Annotated in this window: 18 protein-coding genes; 12 read left to right on the top strand and 6 right to left on the bottom strand. The window is 44.6% G+C overall.

Going from position 1 to position 21,543, the window contains the following annotated elements:
* Window positions 1-49: 49 nt before the first annotated feature.
* Window positions 50-688 carry a nicotinamide riboside transporter PnuC gene (gene pnuC, locus PQ469_RS26605; RefSeq protein WP_274210388.1) on the bottom strand — a complete coding sequence of 213 codons (639 nt, stop codon included), beginning with the start codon at window positions 686-688 and terminating at the stop codon, window positions 50-52.
* Window positions 689-808: 120 nt separating this feature from the next.
* Window positions 809-3,265: a TonB-dependent receptor gene (locus PQ469_RS26600; RefSeq protein ID WP_274210387.1), complete on the bottom strand. Its 2,457-nt coding sequence runs from the start codon at window positions 3,263-3,265 to the stop codon at window positions 809-811.
* A gap of 499 nt (window positions 3,266-3,764) precedes the next feature.
* Between PQ469_RS26600 and aspS the strand changes: the two genes are divergently transcribed.
* The 8 genes from aspS to PQ469_RS26560 all read left to right on the top strand — a co-directional run bounded on the left by aspS (window position 3,765) and on the right by PQ469_RS26560 (window position 10,311).
* Complete coding sequence (gene aspS / locus PQ469_RS26595; protein ID WP_274210386.1) at window positions 3,765-5,510, top strand: aspartate--tRNA ligase; 1,746 nt, start codon at window positions 3,765-3,767, stop codon at window positions 5,508-5,510.
* A gap of 64 nt (window positions 5,511-5,574) precedes the next feature.
* Window positions 5,575-6,051: an FKBP-type peptidyl-prolyl cis-trans isomerase gene (locus PQ469_RS26590; protein ID WP_274210385.1), complete on the top strand. Its 477-nt coding sequence runs from the start codon at window positions 5,575-5,577 to the stop codon at window positions 6,049-6,051.
* Window positions 6,052-6,229: 178 nt separating this feature from the next.
* Entirely contained in the window at window positions 6,230-6,709 is a 480-nt protein-coding gene (locus tag PQ469_RS26585; protein ID WP_274210384.1) for an FKBP-type peptidyl-prolyl cis-trans isomerase, read from the top strand.
* A 99-nt stretch (window positions 6,710-6,808) separates the two neighbouring features.
* A complete protein-coding gene (locus tag PQ469_RS26580; RefSeq protein WP_274210383.1) occupies window positions 6,809-7,270 on the top strand; it encodes an FKBP-type peptidyl-prolyl cis-trans isomerase in 462 nt (153 codons plus the stop codon).
* Window positions 7,271-7,394: 124 nt separating this feature from the next.
* Window positions 7,395-8,690 (top strand): amidohydrolase, encoded by a 1,296-nt coding sequence (locus tag PQ469_RS26575; protein WP_274210382.1) that lies wholly within the window; start codon window positions 7,395-7,397, stop codon window positions 8,688-8,690.
* 103 nt (window positions 8,691-8,793) lie between these two features.
* Window positions 8,794-9,300 carry a nuclear transport factor 2 family protein gene (locus tag PQ469_RS26570; RefSeq protein ID WP_274210381.1) on the top strand — a complete coding sequence of 169 codons (507 nt, stop codon included), beginning with the start codon at window positions 8,794-8,796 and terminating at the stop codon, window positions 9,298-9,300.
* A gap of 24 nt (window positions 9,301-9,324) precedes the next feature.
* A complete protein-coding gene (locus PQ469_RS26565) occupies window positions 9,325-9,990 on the top strand; it encodes a hypothetical protein (protein WP_090640467.1) in 666 nt (221 codons plus the stop codon).
* A 6-nt stretch (window positions 9,991-9,996) separates the two neighbouring features.
* Window positions 9,997-10,311 (top strand): low molecular weight protein tyrosine phosphatase family protein, encoded by a 315-nt coding sequence (locus PQ469_RS26560; protein ID WP_090640472.1) that lies wholly within the window; start codon window positions 9,997-9,999, stop codon window positions 10,309-10,311.
* A 44-nt stretch (window positions 10,312-10,355) separates the two neighbouring features.
* On the opposite strand, the gene PQ469_RS26555 is transcribed toward PQ469_RS26560, so the two are convergent.
* Together PQ469_RS26555 and PQ469_RS26550 are read right to left on the bottom strand one after the other, a co-directional pair.
* On the bottom strand, window positions 10,356-11,696 hold the full coding sequence (locus PQ469_RS26555) for a carboxypeptidase-like regulatory domain-containing protein (RefSeq protein WP_274210380.1): 1,341 nt from the start codon (window positions 11,694-11,696) through the stop codon (window positions 10,356-10,358).
* The gene (locus PQ469_RS26550) at window positions 11,686-12,258 is read right to left on the bottom strand and encodes an RNA polymerase sigma factor (RefSeq protein WP_274210379.1); all 573 of its coding nucleotides are present in this window, start codon (window positions 12,256-12,258) and stop codon (window positions 11,686-11,688) included. The genes PQ469_RS26555 and PQ469_RS26550 overlap by 11 nt, the downstream gene beginning before the upstream one ends.
* Before the next feature lie 80 nt (window positions 12,259-12,338).
* Between PQ469_RS26550 and PQ469_RS26545 the strand changes: the two genes are divergently transcribed.
* Window positions 12,339-14,303, top strand: coding sequence for a vWA domain-containing protein (locus PQ469_RS26545; protein ID WP_274210378.1), 1,965 nt, complete (start codon window positions 12,339-12,341; stop codon window positions 14,301-14,303).
* A 95-nt stretch (window positions 14,304-14,398) separates the two neighbouring features.
* Here the strand turns inward: PQ469_RS26545 and PQ469_RS26540 are convergent, their stop codons facing one another.
* Window positions 14,399-15,229 carry a mechanosensitive ion channel family protein gene (locus tag PQ469_RS26540; protein WP_274210377.1) on the bottom strand — a complete coding sequence of 277 codons (831 nt, stop codon included), beginning with the start codon at window positions 15,227-15,229 and terminating at the stop codon, window positions 14,399-14,401.
* A 459-nt stretch (window positions 15,230-15,688) separates the two neighbouring features.
* Here PQ469_RS26540 and PQ469_RS26535 point away from each other — a divergent pair, with 459 nt between their 5' ends.
* The gene (locus PQ469_RS26535) at window positions 15,689-17,590 is read left to right on the top strand and encodes a beta-N-acetylhexosaminidase (RefSeq protein ID WP_274210376.1); all 1,902 of its coding nucleotides are present in this window, start codon (window positions 15,689-15,691) and stop codon (window positions 17,588-17,590) included.
* 94 nt (window positions 17,591-17,684) lie between these two features.
* On the opposite strand, the gene PQ469_RS26530 is transcribed toward PQ469_RS26535, so the two are convergent.
* Window positions 17,685-19,010, bottom strand: coding sequence for a 3-deoxy-D-manno-octulosonic acid transferase (locus PQ469_RS26530; protein WP_274210375.1), 1,326 nt, complete (start codon window positions 19,008-19,010; stop codon window positions 17,685-17,687).
* A gap of 146 nt (window positions 19,011-19,156) precedes the next feature.
* Here PQ469_RS26530 and PQ469_RS26525 point away from each other — a divergent pair, with 146 nt between their 5' ends.
* Window positions 19,157-20,470, top strand: coding sequence for a UDP-glucose dehydrogenase family protein (locus PQ469_RS26525; protein WP_274210374.1), 1,314 nt, complete (start codon window positions 19,157-19,159; stop codon window positions 20,468-20,470).
* A complete protein-coding gene (locus PQ469_RS26520) occupies window positions 20,470-21,453 on the top strand; it encodes a UDP-glucuronic acid decarboxylase family protein (RefSeq protein ID WP_090640500.1) in 984 nt (327 codons plus the stop codon). Before PQ469_RS26525 ends, PQ469_RS26520 begins: the two co-directional genes overlap by 1 nt.
* The last annotated feature ends 90 nt before the right edge of the window (window positions 21,454-21,543 follow it).

The following is a 21,543-nucleotide window of genomic DNA, read 5'->3' as shown; positions in this document are numbered from 1 at the left end:
ACCCGTTTAAAGAACAGATGGAATCCAACTAACAACCTCATCCCACGTTTCAATTTCCTGTCTTAATTCTTGATTCTTGATTCTTGACTCTCGCCGCCCAGTCAAAGTACCCTAAAATAGCTACAACAAATAAAAAGATGGTGAGCAGCGCAAACATGGGGAGGTGCTTGTAAAACAGGATGGGTACGGCAAACAGGTTGGATATGTTTAAAAAAATCCAGTTCTCTATTTTTCGGCGGGCCAGCAGCCACATGCCTGCCCAGGCGGTTGACGATATCAGCGCGTCCCAAACAGGTACGTTTGATGGCGTAAAATATTTAGCCGGCAGGTTTTTGAGCAGCACATAAAAAAATACCCAGCCAATAACGGATATGGCAATGCTTATCGCCCATTCGTTTTTGGTGCTCCACGAAATTTCTACAGGGGGCTCGTTGCGCCGTTTTATCCAGTACCACCAGCCGTAAACGCTCATGACCACATAATAGCCATTCAGTATCGATTCGGCGTACAAACCTACATCAAGCAACAAATAAATAGCAATTGCGGTCCCCAAAATACCCGCAGGATAAAGCAAAATATTATTTTTTCGCGCCAGCAAAACTTCGGCAACACCCAGGGCAACGGCAAGCCATTGCACCCAGGTGGTTTCCTTTATCTGATCAAAGAAAAGCTTTATTAAATCATGCATAAACGCGTTTCTTAATTAATTTGTCATCTGTATAGCTAATCCATCCCAAGCATAACATCTGCCCGGATTCGTGAAATTCGCCCCAATTCGAGACGATTCGTGTGCATCCATTCGTGTGTATTAAAAATTTAGGCTAAGCATCGCCATAAAATTGCGCGGCGCCTGCGGAAAATAGTAGTTATAGTTTACCATGTTGCCGCCTTCAATATCCGGGTATGTAGCACCGTTAGCCTCGTACTTTTTGCTGAAAACATTATTAACCTGCAGGCCCAAACCAATGTTTTTTACCGAGCTGATGCTGAAGTTATAACGCAGCCTTACATCGCTGGTGAAATAGCTTTTTAAATACCTGTTGGCGGCATACGGATTAGCGGCGTTATCGGGCGCTATGTTAAAACCGGCAGGGTTTTGGTTCATGGTATTATCTAAATACTGTTTGCTCACGTACTTGCTTATAAAAGCGATTTCGCCGCCTTTAACCGGGCTGTAGCTAATGATGCTGGCCCCGGTAAGCGATGGCGAATAAGCAATGGTGGTTTTTTTAAATGTTTCTTCAACCAAAGTGCCGTCATCGTAATTAGAGAAAAACTGGTGGTAGTTTTTAATCTTGTTGGCGCTCCAGGTAGCAGTAAGGCCCCAGTTAAGCTGGCTGGTTATACGTACTTTGCCATCAAGCTCAACACCTGCGCGATAGCTATCCGGAACGTTGGTGCGTATAGCGCTGCCCACATCATTAAGCGCCCCGGTTAGTATCAGCTGGTTTTTATACAGCATATAAAAGCCATTAATACCGCCGCTAAAAATTTTGCCAACAGTACGGTAACCTGCTTCAAAATCCTTCAGGTTTTCGGCCTTAGGCCTGGCTTGCGGGGTGGAGTTAACATAATCATCGCGGTTTGGCTCATGGTTACCTACCGCAAATGATGCATATACATTGTTTTGCTCATTAAGCTGGTAAGTAATACCTACTTTGGGGTTAAAAAAGTTAAGCTCGATGCTTTGCTGCGCGTTCTGCTGGTTTTTGTCTATACCGTAAAAATTGTAGTAAAGGTGACGGTACTGCGCATCGGCATAAAGCAGTAACTTGTTTAAATGCCATTCGGCGCGGTAAAAAATATTAAAGTCGTTCTTTTTGGCATTATCACGATAGTACTCATAGTTGGGGCCAATACCGGCACTTTCTTTAGTATAAAGAATATTGCCGTAGTGCGCGCCTTTGTATTCATTATAAGCGCCGCCCAGGGTCATGTTCAGGTTACTTTGCGGCTGATATTTTAAAGCGTACGTAACACCATAAAATTCATTATCAAGCCAAAGCCTGCGTACCAGGTCGGTAGTTTTAATGGTATCTGTACCCATAATAACCGGGGTGAGTCCATAATTGACTACAGCATCCTGTTGATGGTACTCTTCATAGTAACCCTTGCCCTTGGTGTAGTGCAATGCGCCGCTAAAAGATAGCTTACTGCTTATCTTCTGATCGTACAGCAACTGGTAGTGGTTTTGTAGGTAATCATCAACCTGGTCTTTATAAAAATTACCGGCGTCGTCCATCAGGCCAAGCTCGTTATAAGTGCGGTTATCCTTTCGGGTATTATCACCAATAACATAATCGGCAATGCCATTCCAGGCCTGGTAAGTGCGCTCGTGGCCCGATATTACGTTGGCCCTGATGGTGCTGTTTTTGCCATACCAGGCAGCGCTTAAGTAAAGAGATTTTAAATCGGACGTTGCCCTGTCAATATAACCATTGGAGTGGATGCGTGATAAACGGCCATCTAAACTGAAATGCCCGCCCAGTAAGCCGGTACCGACATTAACCGTGTTTTTGATAGAACCGTAAGAACCGGCCGAAGTATTGATCTCGGCATAAGCAGTATCGCGGCGCGCGGTAGTCTGGATATTGATGCTGCCGCCAAAAGCGCCAGCGCCATTGGTTGATGTACCCACGCCGCGCTGCACCTGGATATTATCAACCGACGAGGCCAGGTCGGGCAGGTCGATAAAGTATGATCCCTGGCTTTCGGCATCATTCAGCGGAATGCCGTTGATGGTAACGTTAACCCGGGTATTATCAGAGCCACGGATGCGGATGCCGGTGTAGCCGATGCCCGCGCCCGCATCTGATGTTGTCACAACCGATGGGGTAAGGCTCAACAGGTAAGGCAGATCCTGCCCGAAGTTATTTTTTGCTAAATCGTTTTTGCTGAGATTGGTAAATGCCGTTGGCGAGTTTTTAACCGCACGGGTGGCGCTGATGGTCACTTCCTCGGCCGCAAACGTGCCATTATTGAGCGTTAGGTTGATAACCTGGCTGGCCGCTAAAACGATATTTTTGCTGATGGCTTGGTAACCAATAAAACTGGCATTTAGTGTGTAGTTGCCGGGTTTAAGATTAGTAAAGCCATACTTGCCGGTAGCATCGGCAACAACGCTGGTAGTTGGGTTTGTAAGGGTAATAGTTGCACCGGGCAGTGCTTCGCCCGATTGATTGGTTACTTTTCCGGATATGGAAAGCTGGGCCGATGCCAAAACAGGCAGCAGCAGGGCTATGATAGCCGCGAATACATTTTTCAAAATTTTTAAACTAAAAATTAGTTAAACCATCTGCTCACCAGGGTACAATGGCAGTACACTTAACTTGTCACCTCTCCCTACGCCGGCATTATCCGGATCAGGTGCGGGTTTCCAAAGTCTTGAGTTCTGAGTTTTAAGTTCTGAGTTGACAGGCAACTTTTGAATTTTAACTTTTGAATTTTGACTTTTAAAACCCTGGGTTTGATCTCAGCCTGTCTTTCAGTTTGGTTAAAAACGCGTTATAGTTCGTTTTTAGATACACCAAAGCAAGGCACCCCTTGAGAATTATGGGCAAAGATAGTTTTTTAGTCGGAAAGTCAAAAAAGTCGGGAAGACGGAAAGTCCGAAAGAAAAGATTAGCAATTAGCGATTTGGTCAGAAGGTGGAAAAAAAAGCAGAGTAAAATTTCAGCAATATTCAATCTTTCGGACTTTCCGTCTTCCCGACTTTCGGACTTCGAACTAAAAACTTACTTTTGCAAACTTTTATAAATATTGTTATGCTAAGAACTCATACCTGCGGCGAATTAAATATCAGCAACTTAGGTCAAACAGTTACATTGTGTGGCTGGGTACAAAAATCGCGCGATTTGGGCGGCACCACATTTATTGATGTGCGCGACCGTTATGGTTTAACCCAACTTGTTTTTAATACGGATACTGATGCCTTGCTGCGCGAAAAAAGCCGCGAGCTTGGCCGTGAGTTTGTGATACAGGTTACCGGCAAGGTGCTGGAGCGATCAAACAAAAACACAAAAATACCAACCGGCGAAATTGAAATTGCTGTAGTCGGTTTAGAGATATTGAACTCGGCTAAAATTCCGCCGTTCCTGATAGAAGACGAAACTGATGGCGGCGAAGAGCTGCGTGCCAAATACCGCTACCTTGATTTACGCCGTGCGCCTGTTCGTAATAATCTTATCCTGCGCCACAAAATGGCACAGGAAATACGCCGCTATTTAAGCGACATTGATTTTTTGGAGGTAGAAACCCCGGTACTGATCAAATCGACCCCGGAAGGAGCCCGCGATTTTGTGGTGCCAAGCCGCATGAACCCGGGCGAATTTTACGCGTTGCCGCAATCGCCGCAAACATTTAAACAATTGCTGATGGTAAGCGGGTTCGACCGTTATTTCCAGATTGTGAAATGTTTCAGGGATGAGGATTTGCGTGCCGACCGCCAGCCAGAATTTACCCAGATTGACTGCGAGCTATCGTTCATTACCCAGGAGGATATCCTGAATATTTTTGAAGGCCTTACCCGCCACCTGTTCACCACGGTAAAAGGTATCGACCTTGGCGATTTCCCACGGATGCAATATGCCGACGCGATGCGCCTTTACGGTTCTGATAAACCGGATGTAAGGTTCGGGATGGAGTTTGTAGAACTGAATGATGTTGTAAAAGGCAAAGGTTTTGGCGTATTTGACAACGCCGAACTGGTTGTGGGTATCAACGCCAAAGGCTGTGCCAGCTACACCCGTAAGCAATTGGATGAAATTACCGAATGGTTAAAACGCCCACAAATTGGCGTAACCGGCATGATATATTGCCGTTATAACGAAGATGGTACTTTAAAATCATCGGTTGATAAATTTTACAGCGAAGATGAGCTGACCAACTGGGCTGCAGCGTTTGAGGCAGAACGGGGCGATTTAATGCTGGTATTGGCCGGCAATGCCGATAAAGTACGCAAGCAACTGAACGAATTGCGCCTGGAAATGGGTAGCCGTTTAGGCCTGCGCGATAAAAATAAATTCGCGCCGCTTTGGGTGCTTGATTTTCCGCTGCTGGAGTGGGACGAAGAAACCGAACGTTATCATGCCATGCACCACCCCTTCACTTCGCCAAAACCGGAAGATATTGCCTTGCTGGATACCGATCCGGGGGCTGTACGCGCCAACGCGTATGACCTGGTTATTAACGGCACTGAAGTTGGTGGCGGATCCATAAGGATCCATGACCGTGCCATGCAGTCATTGATGTTTAAGCACCTGGGCTTTTCGCCCGAAGAGGCGCAAAAGCAATTTGGCTTTTTGATGGATGCCTTTGAGTATGGCGCACCTCCGCATGGTGGTTTAGCCCTTGGGTTTGATAGGCTGGTATCTATTTTTGCCGGGTTAGATTCTATCCGCGATGTTATCGCTTTCCCTAAGAACAATTCGGGTCGCGATGTGATGATCGATTCGCCATCAAGCATCGCCGATACACAGCTTAACGAGCTTAAGATTAAAACAACAGTATAAGATTTTTAAATTGTAGCGTTTATATTAGTTAAACCGTATAGGTGCTAAACTGATCTGAATAAAAATGAAAAAACTTCTGCTATTGTTGCTGCTACCCGTTGCACTGTTTTCATCGTGCCTGAAATCGAATAATAACGTGGTGCCTTTTGATGCCGCCAAACAGGCCGCCGCAGATGAGACAACCATCCAGGCCTACCTTGCAGCACATACCGAAATTCATGCGGTAAAAGATACAACCGGTGTTTACTACCAGATAATTACCCAGGGTACTGGTGCTAACCCTGCTTTAACAACTACAATTACAGCGGCTTATACCGGCAAGTTAACCAACGGGACTATATTTGACTCGAGCACCAACCTGGTGTACCGCTTAAATGGCCTGATACCAGCATGGCAAATTGCATTACCCTACCTTAAAACAGGTGGGCAAATGCTGATAATAACCCCATCGCGCTACGCCTATGGAAATGCGCAGGCCGGCATTATCCCTGCAAATTCAGTACTGATATTTTCTGTTAATTTAACCGCGGTAGCCAATTAGCCACAGTATTGGTACAACGCGAATAAAAAACAGTGCTCTGTTTGCTATTATAATACGGTTTCGATTGTATATTTACAACGGTGTTTTTGCCAGAATTAAATACCTGCCTAAATAAGTTTTCACAATTTGCAACGTTTAGTGTTTTTAACCCTATTAATGTTAACTGATCTGTATGAAAATGAAAAAACTTTTATTTTTAATTCTATTTCCCTTAGCCATCTATTCGCTGTCATCGTGTACAAAAGTAAGTGACCCGACAATTAGTGCCGCAATACAACAGGCTTCGGATGACGATGCTGCAATTAAGGCATATCTTACTGCCCACCCCGAGATTACCAATGTGAAAGATACCTTAGGGTGTTACTACCAGGTTATTAGCGAAGGAGGAGGGGCTTATCCAACGCTTAATACAAAAATCACCGGAAGCTATATTGGTACGTTACTTAACGGTACCGTATTTGACTCGAGCACCAGCCTTAACGCCACCTTAGGAAGCTTGATTTATGGTTGGCGAATAGTAATACCGCATGTGCGCATAGGATCGAAACTCATCATGCTGATACCATCGCAATACGGATATGGTACTACTACAACAGATAAAATCCCGGCAAACTCGGTGTTGATATTTAATGTGGACCTTACGCCCACAGGCGCTTAAATAAATTTAAATGAAAATAATAGCCTGGTATGATAAATCGCCGGGCTTTTTTTATGGCGATAATTGAGTAGTTTTAAACGCCCGGATTTTAAAAATGATATGAAGAACCTATTGTTAGTACTATTTATTTCTGTTATCGCCTTTGCATCCTGTAAAACAGCTCCCAATGTTGATGCAGTGAAGCAGGCCAGGATCGACGATTCGCTTATCAGGGTTTACCTTTCCAACAATCCGGTTGTGAAGGCTGTGAAAGATTCGTCGGGCCTGTATTACCAGGTTGTTAAGCCAGGTACAGGGGCTACAGCTACTATTAATTCAACCATTACAGTAAACTACCAGGGCAAACTGCTTAACGGCCCGCCGTTTGATTCGGCAAATGGCTATTCGTCGCCCTTAAACAAGTTGGTAAAGGGATGGCAAACAGGCATTCCGCACATCAAAGAAGGCGGCAATATCATATTGTTCGTGCCATCGGCTTTGGGCTATGGCGGCGCATCGTTAGGCCCCATTCCGGCAAATTCGGTGTTGGTTTTTGATATTGATTTAACCGCAATAAAGTAACCTGTTGGCAGCCCCGGGGTTACCATCATTTTGAGTTGAATAGGCATCAGCTTCAAATTAAACTCAGCACATTAAAATATCCGGTGTTTTGTTACTATATTAACGGTTCAAAAACTTGCCGCCTATGAAATTATGCATCGTCCCTGTTTTTTTACTATTTACAACACCAATATTTGCCCAGCAAACGCAAGTAAATATTAAAGCCGATGCCCTTAAAGACCAGGTAATTGCCTGGCGCCGCGATTTTCATGAACACCCCGAATTGGGCAACCACGAGGTGCGCACTTCGGCAATTATTGCCAAACACCTGCAGTCGTTGGGTATCCAGGTGCAAACTGGCGTAGCTACAACAGGGGTTGTTGGTATTTTAAAAGGCGGTAAGCCGGGCCCTGTAGTTGCTTTGCGGGCAGACATGGATGGCTTGCCGGTTATTGAACGTACAGATGTGCCTTTTGCCTCAAAGGTAAAAACCACTTATAACGGCCAGGAGGTTGGCGTAATGCACGCCTGCGGGCACGATTCGCACATGGCTATTTTAATGGGTGTGGCCCAGGTGCTCTCGGGCATGAAAAGCGAGTTGCACGGAACTGTTAAATTTATTTTTCAGCCAGCCGAAGAAGGGGTAGAGCCGGGCCAGAAAGGCGGCGCCGAAGAAATGGTGAAGCAAGGCGTGCTGGAAAACCCCAAAGTTGATGTAGTATTTGGCCTGCACATCAATTCGCAAACCGAGGTTGGCAAAATAGCGTATCGCCCGGGCGGCACAATGGCCGGTGTTAATGATTTGCAGATCATCGTAAAAGGGCGGTCGGCACATGGGGCCTACCCATGGTCGAGCGTCGATCCGATTGTGGTTTCGGCCGAGATCATCAATAATCTGCAAACTATTGTGAGCCGCAATATAAACATAACCGAAAACCCGGCGGTGGTAACCATTGGCGCCATAAAAGGCGGTAACCGGTCGAACATTATCCCCGAGAGTGTTGAAATGCTGGGTACATTGCGTTCATTAACTCCGGCAGACGAAAAGATGCTGGTTGAGCGCGTTAAACAAATAGCAACAAAAACGGCCGAAGCACAGGGCGCTACTGCCGAGGTGAAGATTCCGTACAGCAGCCATTACCCGGTTACTTTTAACGATCCGGCGCTTACCCAGCAAATGCTGCCCAGCCTGAAAAAGACGGCAGGTGCCGAAAATGTACTACTTCGCCCACCCGTTACCGGGGCCGAAGATTTTAGCTTTTACCAGGAAAAAGTGCCCGGCATGTTCATTTTTTTAGGAGGAATGCCTAAAGGCGCCGACCCACTTAAAGCGCCATCGCACCATACCCCCGATTTTTATATCGACGAAAGTGGCTTTACCCTGGGTGTAAAAGCGCTATGTAATTTAACGTTGGATTATATGAATGCTAAAGGAAAATAGATATGATAATGCTTTTTAATCAGATATTTATCTTTTAAATAGACGATTGATGCTTAACTTTATAAGCCCAAAAGCGTATGGCCAGGAATTTTAACAGCATAAGATGAGGAAAAGCATATTAACAATGGTGTACACAAGCTTGTTATTGATTTTAATAACAAGTCAAAAAACCATTGCTGCGGATATGGCCGCCGAAGATACCGTAAAGAAAGTTAACCCCGAGGTGTTGCAAACCATCAATACTGTACTAAAAGCATCTTACACATTTGATATTGATAAGGTTACGGACATGTACGCCCCCAATGCTGTGGTTACCGACGAGCAAAACCCTTATTCGTGGAACGGGCAACTGGCCGGTGTACAGTGGGTAAACTCGGTGCAAAAGGCGGTTAAAGATTTTAAAATTCACGACTTTACCGTAAACATAAAAAAGATCAAGATTTTTCAGCAGACCGAAGAAGTTGCCTACCTGATAGTTCCTGTTGAATACACCGGCACCGTTAACGGCGATCCGTTTAACGAAGAAGGGGCATTTTCCTTTGTGTTTCGTTACGTGAGCGGAAAATGGCTCATTAAAAGCCAGGCCTGGGTGCCCAAAAACGGATTGTAATTTAAACCTGAACACTCATACTTTATGGAATCTGAACTAATACAGTATAAGCATTTTAACGATGCCGCCCTGGCCAGCGCTCTTGTAGATGTGCTTGAAGAAGGCGGTATTGAATACGACGTGAAGGAAAGCAGCGCGGTATTTGACCCGGCTTTCAGGAGCAGCGATTTAACTGTTGAATACTCTGTAAAAATAAAACCCGAAGATTTTGAGCGTGCAAACCAGCTGTTGAACGATAAAGAGAAGGAAAACATAGGCCATGCAGATAAAGATCATTATTTATTTGGCTTTACCGATGCTGAACTGACAGACGTGCTGGCAAAAGCCGATGAGTGGAGCCCTTTTGATTACCAGCTGGCCCGTAAAATATTGCTTGACCGCGGTGTTACCATTAATGAAAAAATACTCACCGACCTTAGAACCGAACGCATGGAAGAACTAAGGGCAACTGACCCGCCGCAAAACGTGTGGATAATTGTGGGCTATATATTTGCATTGGCAGGTGGTGTGTTAGGGATTTTTATAGGCTGGCACCTGTCTACATACAAAAAGACACTCCCGGATGGCGAACAGGTTTATGGATACAATGAAAACGACCGCAAGCAGGGGAGCCGGATTTTTTACCTATCGATAGCCGTTTTCGTGCTGGCCATCATTTACCGCATTTCGCCCGCATTTAAAGGAGAATAATTACCATTGGCCAACCTCCTTTTCATCTGCAGTAAAAACCAATGGCGCAGTCCAACAGCCGAGTTATTGTTCAAAAATCACCCCGAACATACAGCTTGCTCGGCCGGTACCAGCGACAAGGCCCGTATTCGCATAACCCAAAAAATGATTGACCGGGCCGATGTTGTATTTGTGATGGAGCGCAGACATAAACAGTTGCTTAACCAGCGTTTCAATTTAAACAATAAACAGGTAACCGTCCTTGATATTGAAGATAACTATCAATTTAACGACCCCGAACTGATAGAAATATTAAGGAATGTTTTAAGCGGATACCTATAAAATCAAATAGGTATTTTTTTCGTCTTGATTCTTGACTCCTGATTCTATTTCGTAGCGAATTTAACCTTAACGGTAACCTGCTCTGGTTTGCCGTTGCTGTTGCCTACCCAGGTTGGGCCGGCTTTTATCAGGTCGATAGCCTTTTGGTCGGCAACGGCCGAAAGGCTTTTTTTGATCTTGAAATCGCTTAAAGTACCATCGGTGTTTACAGTAAATAGTACCGATACGGTTCCGGTAGCATCACCTTCGGGCACGGTAGCATTTGCCTGCAGGTATTTTTTTAAGCCTGCCATTTCGCCTTGCGGATGCGCTGCAACTGTTTTTGATACTTTATCGTTGCCTGCAACTGTAACTTCGGCAAGGGCGTCATTATCCGGGTTGAGTACCACTTTAAGGCTATCGCCACGTTTTACGCTCACCTGCCTTGGCTGGTAGCCTATGGATGCAATATCAAGCGTTTCGTTGTTTTTGGTAACAGGCATGCTAAAGTAACCATTTACATCGGTCACTGTACTCTTGTTGGTGCCCTGGATACGTATAGCTGCGCCAACAACCGGCATGTTATCGCCCTTGCCTATTATAAGGCCATTAATACTGCTATATCCAAACTGGGTTTTGGCATCTTTAGAGGTAATAACCTCCAAACCGGCAACTTTTCCGGTTAATTTAGATTCAACGGGGTTGGATGCTTTTTCGCGGGCTTTTTTGGCAAGCAGCGCAAGGCTATCCGCTTTCGCTTTGCTGTCGGTGTAGTTCATCACCACCATTTCGCTTATGGAGCTGTTTTCCTGCTTAGGCTCGGTTGCTGGTTCGGCAACCTGGGGGACTTTTTTAAATACATCCCCGGCAGGGGCGGCACTTTTATTATCGTCGGCGGATATCTCCTGTTGATAAACCGATTTACCAGCAGCGTATTTTCGGGTAGCAGTCGGCCTGTCGGCACTGGTTAAAACAGGTTGTTTTGCTGCATTATTTGCCATTAGGGTTTCCTGCGTGGAATGGTGTGGCGGCGTTGCCACGGTATCTTTATCGACAACTTGTGTTTTATCTTTTTGTAACTCGGCCAGTTGCTTTGCTTGTTCCGGCGAGTTCCTCTTTATCCACAAGCCACCAATGGTAAGCACAATAAGAACCGATGCCGCTATTGACCATACCTGCCATGATATTACGCGGCCTTTCTTTTGTTCGGTACGTTGCTGTAGTCTTGCGGTAAGGTCGGCAAGATTGGCCTGCTGGTCTTTGGGGGCCGATTCAAAACCTTCCAGCGCATCCATTAAAAAGGGGTCATCAAGCGCGTCATGCTCCAGCCGGTGCATAGCTTTGGCATCAAGTTCCCCGTTCAGGTACTTTCTAACTTGCAATATGTCGGCCTTTTTAGTGTTCACTGCTCTTCTCCAGGCAAATTTTAAGATTACGTTTGCCGTTTTGTATATAACTTTTTACCTCGTTCAGGCTAAAACCTGTTACCTCGGCAATTTCTTTATAACACTTTTCTTGTAAATAAAATAAATCGATGCTTTGTTTTTGGGCACCGGCCAGTTTATCAATACATACTTCTAAAGCTTTGTAGGCTTCTTCGCGATTATTATCATCAGGATGCAGTAATGGGGTAAATTCCATAACATCATCTAAATTAATTACATCCAGCTTTTTGCCGGCCCTTAACTGCATTAAGCAATAGTTGCGCCCCAATACATAAAGCCAGTTCCTGAATATGCTGATGTCGTGTTTCTTAACCTTTTCTACCAACTCTTCAAAAATACCCATTACAGCATCTTTGGCGCCATCTTCATCTTTCAGGTATTTTAAGCATACGCCGTAAACCAGGCCCATATATCGTTCATATAGTTGTCCTAAAACCGCAACATCGCCGTTTTTACGGTAAATGTTAAGCAGTTCGTCATCCGTTGATGTGCCTGTTTTGCCTGGTTTAATAAAATTGGTCATTAAAAAGGTGCAAAATAAATTTTTTTAACGGTTTATGGAAATTATCCTCCGCCTGCATCTTCATAAAAAAGCAACGAAGCATGAGAAAGTTAGTTTTAATTATTTTATTGTTTACCGGTTTAACTGGGTTTAAGCCGAACAGCAGTCACCGCATTAGCGGAACCGTATATGATAGTGCAGATAGTTCGGCCATACCCGGGGTATCGGTTGTGCTTAAGGGCACTGGTTTTGGCACACAAACCGACGCCAAAGGCAACTATTCCATCATTGTACCGGATGACAACGCCGTGCTTACATTCAGCTTTATTGGGTATACTACGCAGGATGTAAAAGCAGGTAAAGGCAAAGTGTTGAAAATTTACCTTCATGCAACGTCGAACCAGTTGAACGAGGTTGTGGTAACAAGTTATGGGATACAAAAACGGAAGGACCTTACAGGAAGTGTGAGCAGTATATCTGCAAAATCATACAAGGCCAAAGGCCTAAGCGGTAAAGCATCCGGCCTTGTAGCAGCAGATAAAGTATCTGCCATTTATGGGTATTCGGCTAATGCCGATTTCAAAATGCAGGCGCCGGCCCCTGTGATTACCGATGAAAGCTACAAAGGCATCGAAGAAAATGGTTTTAAAGCGGTATCGGCCGAGCCCCTCTCTACATTTTCTGTTGATGTGGATGCGGCTTCGTACAGCAACGTAAGGCGCTTTATCAATAACGGCCAGTTGCCACCGGCAGATGCAGTGCGGATTGAAGAAATGATAAACTATTTTACCTACAACCTTCCGGGTCCAACAGATGGTGGCCCGGTGGCCATCCATACCGAATTATCTGCAGCCCCATGGAACAGCAAACACCGCCTGCTGCGCATAGGCCTTAAAGCCAGAACAATAGCTACCGAAAAACTGCCGGCATCAAACCTGGTGTTTTTAATAGATGTATCGGGATCAATGAACGAGGCTAATAAATTACCCTTGGTACAATCGTCATTAAAAATGCTGGTTAACCAATTGCGGCCACAGGATAAAGTTTCCCTGGTTGTTTACGCAGGCGCGGCGGGTGTAGTACTGCCTGCAACCGGCGGCGATAAAAAGGAAACCATTAACAATGCCATTGATAATTTAAGCGCGGGCGGATCAACGGCCGGCGGACAAGGCATTAAGCTGGCTTACCAGATTGCCAAACAAAACATTATGAAAAATGGCAATAACCGGGTGGTTTTGGCTACCGATGGCGATTTTAACGTAGGCGCATCAAGCGATGATGATATGCAAAAACTGATTGAGCGCGAACGGGAAAGCGGTATCTCGTTATCGGTTTTAGGCTTCGGCATGGGTAATTACAAGGATAGCAAGATGGAAACCCTGGCCGACAAAGGCAATGGCAACTACGCCTATATTGATAACATTACCGAAGCCCGCAAAACCCTGGTAAGCGAATTTGGCGGTACCTTATTTACTATTGCCAAAGATGTAAAACTACAGGTGGAGTTTAACCCCGCCAAGGTACAGGCCTACCGCCTGGTTGGTTACGAAAACCGGGTACTGGCCAAAGAGGATTTTAATGACGATAAAAAAGATGCCGGTGATATGGGCTCGGGCCATACGGTTACCGCTTTTTATGAAATAGTGCCCGCGGGCATAAAAGATGATTATTCGGCCAGCGTCGATCCGTTAAAATATCAGAAACCTAAACCGGTTGCCTATTCAAATGCTTCCGATGAAATGATGACCATCAAATTCAGGTACAAAGAACCAGCATCATTAAAAAGCAAATTGAGCCAGGTTACGGTTAAAGATGAGCCAATCAACCTGAAATCAACATCAACCGATTTTAGATTTGCCGCCGCTGTTGCCGAAATTGGCATGCTGCTGCGCGATTCGAAGTTTAAACAAAATTCCGGGTATGAACAGGCTATTAAAATGGCCCGTTCCGCCAAAGGCGAGGACACCGAGGGGTATCGCGCCGAATTTATTAAACTGGCAGAAAGCGCCAGGCTGCTAAGCAAAACGGAACTTGCAGCACAAGAAGACAACAATGTAGACGAATAATTAAAAATCAACACCTATACCATATCAAATCAAAAGCCCGGCAGTTTTTTGCCGGGCTTTGTTATGTATATAGTCGTTTTAAAGTTTAATTAAAATCAGGCTTTTGTTGTAGCGCCAGCCACCTGGGTAATAAACAAATGTGGAGAGTGTATGCCTATTTTATGCTCATCAAAAGCCTTTTTGATAAGCTCCTGGGCGCCAAAAAGCACTGTCCAATAATCCTGTGCCTTGGTAAAGGGGCAAACGCCAAGTCCAATTTTGCCTTCGTTTATTTTAGACAGGTTTACAACCGGAGAGGGGGCGGCTAAAACAAGCGGATGGCTAAGGCACGCGTCTATGGCAATTTTACGTACGGCGTCCATATCATTTTGTGGATCAATTTCCAATGATATATCTACCCGGATGCTGCCATGCCTGCTATAATTAACAATGGTATTGTTTGATACGGCCCCGTTTGCCAGTATAACGGTTTTGTTATCGGGCGTAAGCAATATGGTATTAAAAATCTGGATTTCGATAACTGCGCCGTTTTGGCCCTGCGAATCAATAATGTCGCCTACCTTAAATGGTTTAAAAATCAGGATAAGCACACCGCCGGCAAAGTTGGCCAGTGAGCCTTGTAACGCCAGGCCTACTGCCAGGCCCAGGGCGCCAATAATGGCTACAAATGATGTAGTTTGAATGCCCAGCATACCGGCAACGGTTATCAGGAGCAAAACCCTTAGACCGGCCGTCATTACACTACCCAAAAATGTTTGAAGCGATACATCAATTTTTCCTTTGGCCATTGATGCGGTAAGTAACCGGCCTATCCATTTGATAATATAAAGGCCAATAGCCAATACAAGCGCGGCGCTTAATAAATTAACGCCAAAGGTGGTTAGCCATGCAATAATGGCTGTAGAGTAAAAAGAAACATTTTGCATAATAAGGATTGTTTGGGTTGATTAATTTGTTTTAGTGATTTTATAATGCTGCGCGTAAGGTTAATTTACCTCGTTAAGGTACATAATAAAAATAAAAAACACCGGGCAAACTAAAGATTAACAGCCCCTTAATATTAATATAAAACGCAATTGAATTTGTCCCGGCGGTTTTTTTAATTAGTTATAAAATAGTTTTTTTATGATTTAAATTGGGCATATAATTGCCGCATTAACGCACTTGTAGCATTGGCATAAAACTACCGCGCTATGGCGTACATTTTTAATTTTTATTGCCGATAAGTTAAACGTTCAGGGCTATACAGTCCACCATTTTTTTGATGTTAGCGGTATAATGGTGTGAAACACAATTTTTACCTGGAATACTTTTTAATATTATTTAAAAAGTATAATTTGCGTAACGTTTTCAATTATAAACGCTTTCAAAACCAAACTTTCTTTATGAAAAAATTATTCCTGTTACTCGGTTGCTGTGGGCTGCATTTTTTATCGTTTGGCCAGGCGCCTAATAATGCCTTGTCTATCATCCCCGAACCTGTTAAGGTTACTCAAAAAACGGGCAAATTTGTATTGCCTAAGATTGTTGTGTTGGAAACTGGCAACCAGGCCCAGCTGGCCCCTGTTATAGCGTACCTGAAAAAGAAGCTTGGCACTGCCGCAGGCACTGCTATCGCGGTAAAAAATATTGCACCAACAGCATCCATAAAATTTGTTATCAATAAAAAAAATGACCCGCTGATTGGTGCCGAAGGTTATAACCTATCGGTGACGGCAAAAAAAGTAGTGATAAAAGCAAATGCGCCCGCCGGTTTATTTTATGGCGTGCAAACTTTTATGCAGTTACTGCCAAAGGAAATAGAAAGTAAAGAATTTGTGAAAGGTATTAAATGGACAGCCCCCGCGGTTGATATAACCGATTACCCAAGGTTTGAATGGCGGGGCCTGATGTTTGATGTTGCCCGCCACTTTTTTACCAAAGCCGAGGTGGAGCAGTATATTGATAACATGGTAAAATACAAGCTTAACCTGCTGCACCTGCACCTAACCGACGATGAAGGCTGGCGGGTTGAAATTAAAAGCCTGCCCAGGCTAACTACAGTTGGCGCTTATAATGTGAAGAAGGTTGGTCAGTTTGGTACATTTACCCCGCCGGCTGCTGATGAGCCACGCACCTATGGGGGCTTTTATACCCAGGAAGATATAAAGGAACTTGTACAGTACGCCAAGGACCGCTTTGTGAATATTTTGCCCGAGGTTGATGTGCCCGGCCATAGCCTTGCCGCGGTTGTAGCTTATCCTGAACTGTCATGCACGCCCGGAGCCGATAAATATGTAGTAAACTCCGGCGAGCCGTTTATGAACTGGAACGGGCCGCATAATACCGCCATTGTAGACAATACCCTTTGCCCGGCCAATGAAAACGTATACGTTTTTTTGGATAAGGTGATGACCGAAATTGCCCAGCTTTTTCCCTTTGGTTATATCCATGTAGGTGGCGACGAATGCGCTAAAAACTTTTGGGAGCAAAGCGAGGCTATTAAGGCGCTGATGGTGAAAGAAAACCTGAAAACCCAGCAGGAGGTACAAAGCTATTTTGAAAAACGGCTTGAAAAAATAGTAGAATCAAAAGGGAAAAAATTCATGGGATGGGACGAGATATTGGAGGGCGGCCTTGGGCCTAATGCAGCTGTAATGAGCTGGCGGGGTGTTAAAGGCGGTATTGAAGCAGCCAAAATGGGTCACGATGTAGTGATGAGCCCAACAACATTTGCCTACCTGGATTATATGCAAAGCGATGTAAACGAAACCAAAGTTTATGCCAAACTACGCCTGAACAAAACTTATGAATATGAGCCGGTGCCGGATAGCGTAGATGCCAAACTGATAAAAGGCGCACAAGCCAACCTGTGGACAGAGCAGGTATATAACATACGCCAGGCCGAATATATGACCTGGCCGCGTGGTATGGCCATTGCCGAACTGGTATGGTCGCCTAAAGAGAAAAAAAGCTGGCCTTACTTTTTTGGCAAAGTTGAAAAACATTTTGAACGCTTTGACGAGGCCGAAACCAAATATGCGCCAAGTGTGTATGATCCTTCATTCAGCGCTACTAAAAATCCGGATAATACACTTAAAATAACCCTTACCAGCGAGGCACCCGGGTTGGATATCTATTATAGTTTTGATAACTCGTTCCCCGATAATTTTTATCCTAAGTACACGGCCCCTATTGATGCGCCTAAGGATGCCACGCAATTGAGGGTGATAACGTATCGTGGTAAAAAAGTAATTGGCCGCATGACAACCATGCCGTTGGCAGACCTGGCTAAAAAGGCAAAGTAGTTTCCTGGGCGCTCGAAATAAAAAAAGGAGACTTGGCTTTAAAAAAGTCAGGTCTCTTTTTTATGCGATGCCGTCGATTAAATGGCCTATGTTATCAGGTGGATGGCAGCGTTATGATATGGTCCAATATTATCTGGGTTGCGCCGGTATGCTCTCTTACATAATTGCCTGCTTTTTTGCTTGTAATATTGTAAAAAGCGTCATCATTAACCAGTGTATCAACAATGCCTTTAAGCTGGTTAAAATCACTGATGCTAAACCCGGCCTTTAAAGCGATAAGTTCCTTTGCTTCATTAAATTTTTGATAATTGGGGCCGAAGATGACGGGCAAGCCAAACGCTGCTGCTTCCAGCGTGTTATGTATCCCCACGCCAAACCCTCCCCCAATATAAGCGATGCTGCCATATGCGTACAAGGACGAAAGCATGCCGATATTATCAATAACCAGGGTGGTGGCTGAGTTGTGAGTTGTGAGTGGCGAATGCTGAGTGGTAAGCTCCTGATTTTGAATTTTGAATTTTTCACCAGTTGTTGTTTCTTCGTGGTGTCCAAGAGTGCTTCGCAGTTTTGAATTTTGAATTAATTCGGAGTATCTGATTGCCGATCCTGCCGGTAACAAATTAACCAGGTCCTTTACCTTTTCCTCATCAATTTCATGGGGGGCAAAAATAAATTTCCAGTCGGGGTATAGCTCGGGAAGGGCGGCAAGCAAGGCTTCGTCCTGCGGCCAGGTGCTGCCGGCAATAAAAACTTTTTGGCCGTTTATAAATTCGGCAACATCGGGAATTTCTTTAGGATGTTGGGCATTGGCCCATACCCTGTCAAAGCGGGTATCGCCGCTAACGGTGGCGTTAGTTATACCAATGGATTGCAATAGCTGTTTCGATGCCTCATCCTGCAAAAAAAAGTGGCTTACAAAGCTTAATATTTTGCGGTGCAGGCCGCCGTACCATTTGAAGAACACCTGTTTAGGCCTGAATATTCCCGATACAATGTACAAGGGGACTTGTCTTTTATGCGTTTCCTTAAAAAAATGGTACCAATACTCGTACTTGGTAAAAACGGCCATTTCGGGCTGTATGGCATCAATAAATTGTTTGGCATTTTTTGCAGTATCCAATGGTAAATAGTACACAAAATCGGCAAGGGGGGTGTTTTTCCTGATCTCGTAGCCCGATGGCGAAAAAAAAGAAATCACTATCTTTTTGCCCGGATAGGTGGCCTTTATCGCTTCTAATATAGGCCTGCCCTGCTCAAATTCGCCTAACGATGCAAAATGAAACCAAATACTGCTGTCAATCCGTATAAGCTTTTGTTTTTTCCGGCCATTTATCCATTGGCTTGCTTTTTGATTAAATAGTGAAGCTATGTAAATGGCTATAAAATAGAACCGTAACCCAATAGTATATAATAATATCATTTTAGCGTATGAATCGTATATTAGCAAGGCTTAAAATTAGTAACAAAAACCAATACTGTAATAATTAATCGCCCGGCGCGGATGAAACCTGTGTTTTGCATTATCGCGGGAACAAAATACTAAACACTTAAAAAAACAAATAAACTATGAAAATTGCTGTAATCGGTACTGGCTATGTTGGATTGGTAACCGGAACCTGCCTGGCCGAAACCGGAAACGAAGTTATATGTGTTGACATTGTAGAAGAAAAAGTAAACAAGATGCGTGCCGGCGAAATGCCGATTTATGAGCCAGGTCTCGATTTGCTGTTTACCAGGAACATAAAACAGGAAAGGCTAACGTTTACTACCAATCTTGCCGAAGCTATTGAGCCGGCAAAGGTTATATTTTTGGCCTTGCCTACGCCTCCGGGTGCCGATGGCTCTGCCGACCTGAGTTACGTGCTTGGTGCTGCAAAGGATATTGCAAAGCTTATTACCGAGTACAAGGTTATTGTAACTAAATCAACCGTACCCGTAGGTACCGCTGATAAAGTAACCGCGGTGCTAAAAGCCAATACCAATGTGCCTTTCGCGGTGGTATCAAACCCCGAGTTTTTACGCGAGGGTGTAGCTGTTGAAGATTTTATGAAACCGGATAGGGTAGTTATTGGTACCATGGACGAAAAAGCCCGCCAGATTATGGGCGATTTATATGCCCCGTATGTACGCCAGGGTAACCCTATCCTTTATATGGATGAACGCTCTTCCGAGCTTACAAAATACGCGGCAAATTCATTCCTGGCCACCAAAATAACGTTCATGAACGAGATTGCCAACATGTGCGAGCTGGTAGGCGCCGATGTGGATATGGTACGTAAAGGCGTAGGCGCCGATGCCCGTATAGGCAAGCGCTTCCTGTTCCCTGGTGTTGGCTATGGTGGCAGCTGTTTCCCTAAGGATGTGCAGGCCCTTTCAAAAGCAGCCGAGGAAAATAAATATGAGTTCAAGATCCTGAACTCGGTAATGGAAGTTAACGAAACACAAAAAAGACGCCTGGTAGTTAAGCTGCGCGAGTATTATGGCACCGATGGCCTTAAAGGCAAACACTTTGCCCTTTGGGGGTTGGCTTTTAAACCCGAGACCGATGATATCCGCGAAGCGCCGGCTTTATATATCATTGAGGACCTTATTGCTGCAGGAGCAACTGTAACCGCCTATGACCCGGAAGGCATGCCAAACGTTAAAAAATTGCTTGGCGATAAAATTGAATATTCAAAAGATAGGTATTCGGCCCTTGAAAATGCAGATGCGCTGCTGATTGTTACCGAATGGCCGGTTTTTCGTACCCCGGATTTTGATTTTATGAAAGAAAAGTTAAAAGCACCTGTTATATTTGACGGACGTAATCTTTACGATCTGGACAGGATGAAAGATTATGGTTTTTATTACAGCAGCATCGGACGTAAAGTAGTTAGTTAATGACAGAACGTAAAAGAATATTAATTACCGGGGCTGCGGGCTTTTTAGGCTCGCACCTTTGCGACAGGTTTATTAAAGAAGGTTATCATGTAATAGGCATGGATAACCTGATCACGGGCGACTTGCGCAATATCCAGCACCTGTTCAAACTTGAAAATTTTGAGTTTTACAATCATGATGTTTCCAAGTTTGTATTTGTTCCGGGCCAGCTGCATTATATCCTGCACTTCGCCTCGCCGGCAAGCCCGATAGACTACCTGAAAATCCCTATCCAAACCTTAAAGGTTGGCTCATTAGGAACACATAACCTGCTGGGTTTGGCAAGGTCAAAAGGCGCCAGGATGCTCATTGCATCTACCTCTGAGGTTTATGGCGACCCGAACGTGAACCCTCAGCCCGAAGAATACTGGGGCAATGTAAACCCGGTTGGCCCAAGGGGTGTTTATGACGAAGCCAAACGTTTCCAGGAAGCTATTACCATGGCTTACCATACCTTCCACGGTTTGGAAACCCGTATCGTGCGTATTTTTAATACCTATGGGCCAAGGATGCGGCTGAACGATGGCCGGGTATTGCCTGCCTTTATAGGCCAGGCATTACGGGGCGAATCATTAACCATGTTTGGCGACGGATCGCAAACCCGCTCATTTTGCTATGTTGACGACCTGGTTGAGGGTATCTACCGCCTGTTGCACAGCGATTACGCGCAGCCGATGAACATTGGTAATCCCGACGAGATCACCATAAAACAATTTGGCGAGGAGATTATCAAGTTAACTGGTACCGATCAGCAGTTGATCAGTCTGCCATTGCCTACGGATGATCCTAAACAGCGCCGCCCTGATATTACCAAGGCCAGGGCCATTTTAGGCTGGGAGCCAAAAGTATCCCGGAGCGAAGGTTTAAAGATCACGTTGGATTACTTTAAATCGCTGCCCGAAACCGAAATAAATCATAAAGATTTTACTTACTATAATAAATAGTAAAAAATGGTCTTTCTGTAAACAATACCTAAACAACCACCTTTTAATAAAGTAAAAGGTGGTTGTTTAGTAAAAGAAGGTATGTAAATT

Origin of the sequence: Mucilaginibacter sp. KACC 22773, from assembly GCF_028736215.1 — a bacterium.
In the GTDB taxonomy this organism is placed as follows: Bacteria; Bacteroidota; Bacteroidia; order Sphingobacteriales; family Sphingobacteriaceae; genus Mucilaginibacter.
This window is presented reverse-complemented; position numbering and strand designations above follow the sequence as displayed.

Coding starts and splice junctions, on each gene's coding strand:
- PQ469_RS26565 (WP_090640467.1), top strand. CDS start 9,325: ATGGAATCTGAACTAATACAGTATAAGCATTTTAACGATGCCGCCCTG.
- PQ469_RS26535 (WP_274210376.1), top strand. CDS start 15,689: ATGAAAAAATTATTCCTGTTACTCGGTTGCTGTGGGCTGCATTTTTTA.
- PQ469_RS26590 (WP_274210385.1), top strand. CDS start 5,575: ATGAAAAAACTTCTGCTATTGTTGCTGCTACCCGTTGCACTGTTTTCA.
- PQ469_RS26540 (WP_274210377.1), bottom strand. CDS start 15,229: ATGCAAAATGTTTCTTTTTACTCTACAGCCATTATTGCATGGCTAACC.
- PQ469_RS26580 (WP_274210383.1), top strand. CDS start 6,809: ATGAAGAACCTATTGTTAGTACTATTTATTTCTGTTATCGCCTTTGCA.
- PQ469_RS26525 (WP_274210374.1), top strand. CDS start 19,157: ATGAAAATTGCTGTAATCGGTACTGGCTATGTTGGATTGGTAACCGGA.
- PQ469_RS26585 (WP_274210384.1), top strand. CDS start 6,230: ATGAAAAAACTTTTATTTTTAATTCTATTTCCCTTAGCCATCTATTCG.
- PQ469_RS26545 (WP_274210378.1), top strand. CDS start 12,339: ATGAGAAAGTTAGTTTTAATTATTTTATTGTTTACCGGTTTAACTGGG.
- PQ469_RS26520 (WP_090640500.1), top strand. CDS start 20,470: ATGACAGAACGTAAAAGAATATTAATTACCGGGGCTGCGGGCTTTTTA.
- aspS (WP_274210386.1), top strand. CDS start 3,765: ATGCTAAGAACTCATACCTGCGGCGAATTAAATATCAGCAACTTAGGT.
- PQ469_RS26530 (WP_274210375.1), bottom strand. CDS start 19,010: ATGATATTATTATATACTATTGGGTTACGGTTCTATTTTATAGCCATT.
- PQ469_RS26550 (WP_274210379.1), bottom strand. CDS start 12,258: ATGACCAATTTTATTAAACCAGGCAAAACAGGCACATCAACGGATGAC.
- PQ469_RS26575 (WP_274210382.1), top strand. CDS start 7,395: ATGAAATTATGCATCGTCCCTGTTTTTTTACTATTTACAACACCAATA.
- PQ469_RS26570 (WP_274210381.1), top strand. CDS start 8,794: ATGAGGAAAAGCATATTAACAATGGTGTACACAAGCTTGTTATTGATT.
- pnuC (WP_274210388.1), bottom strand. CDS start 688: ATGCATGATTTAATAAAGCTTTTCTTTGATCAGATAAAGGAAACCACC.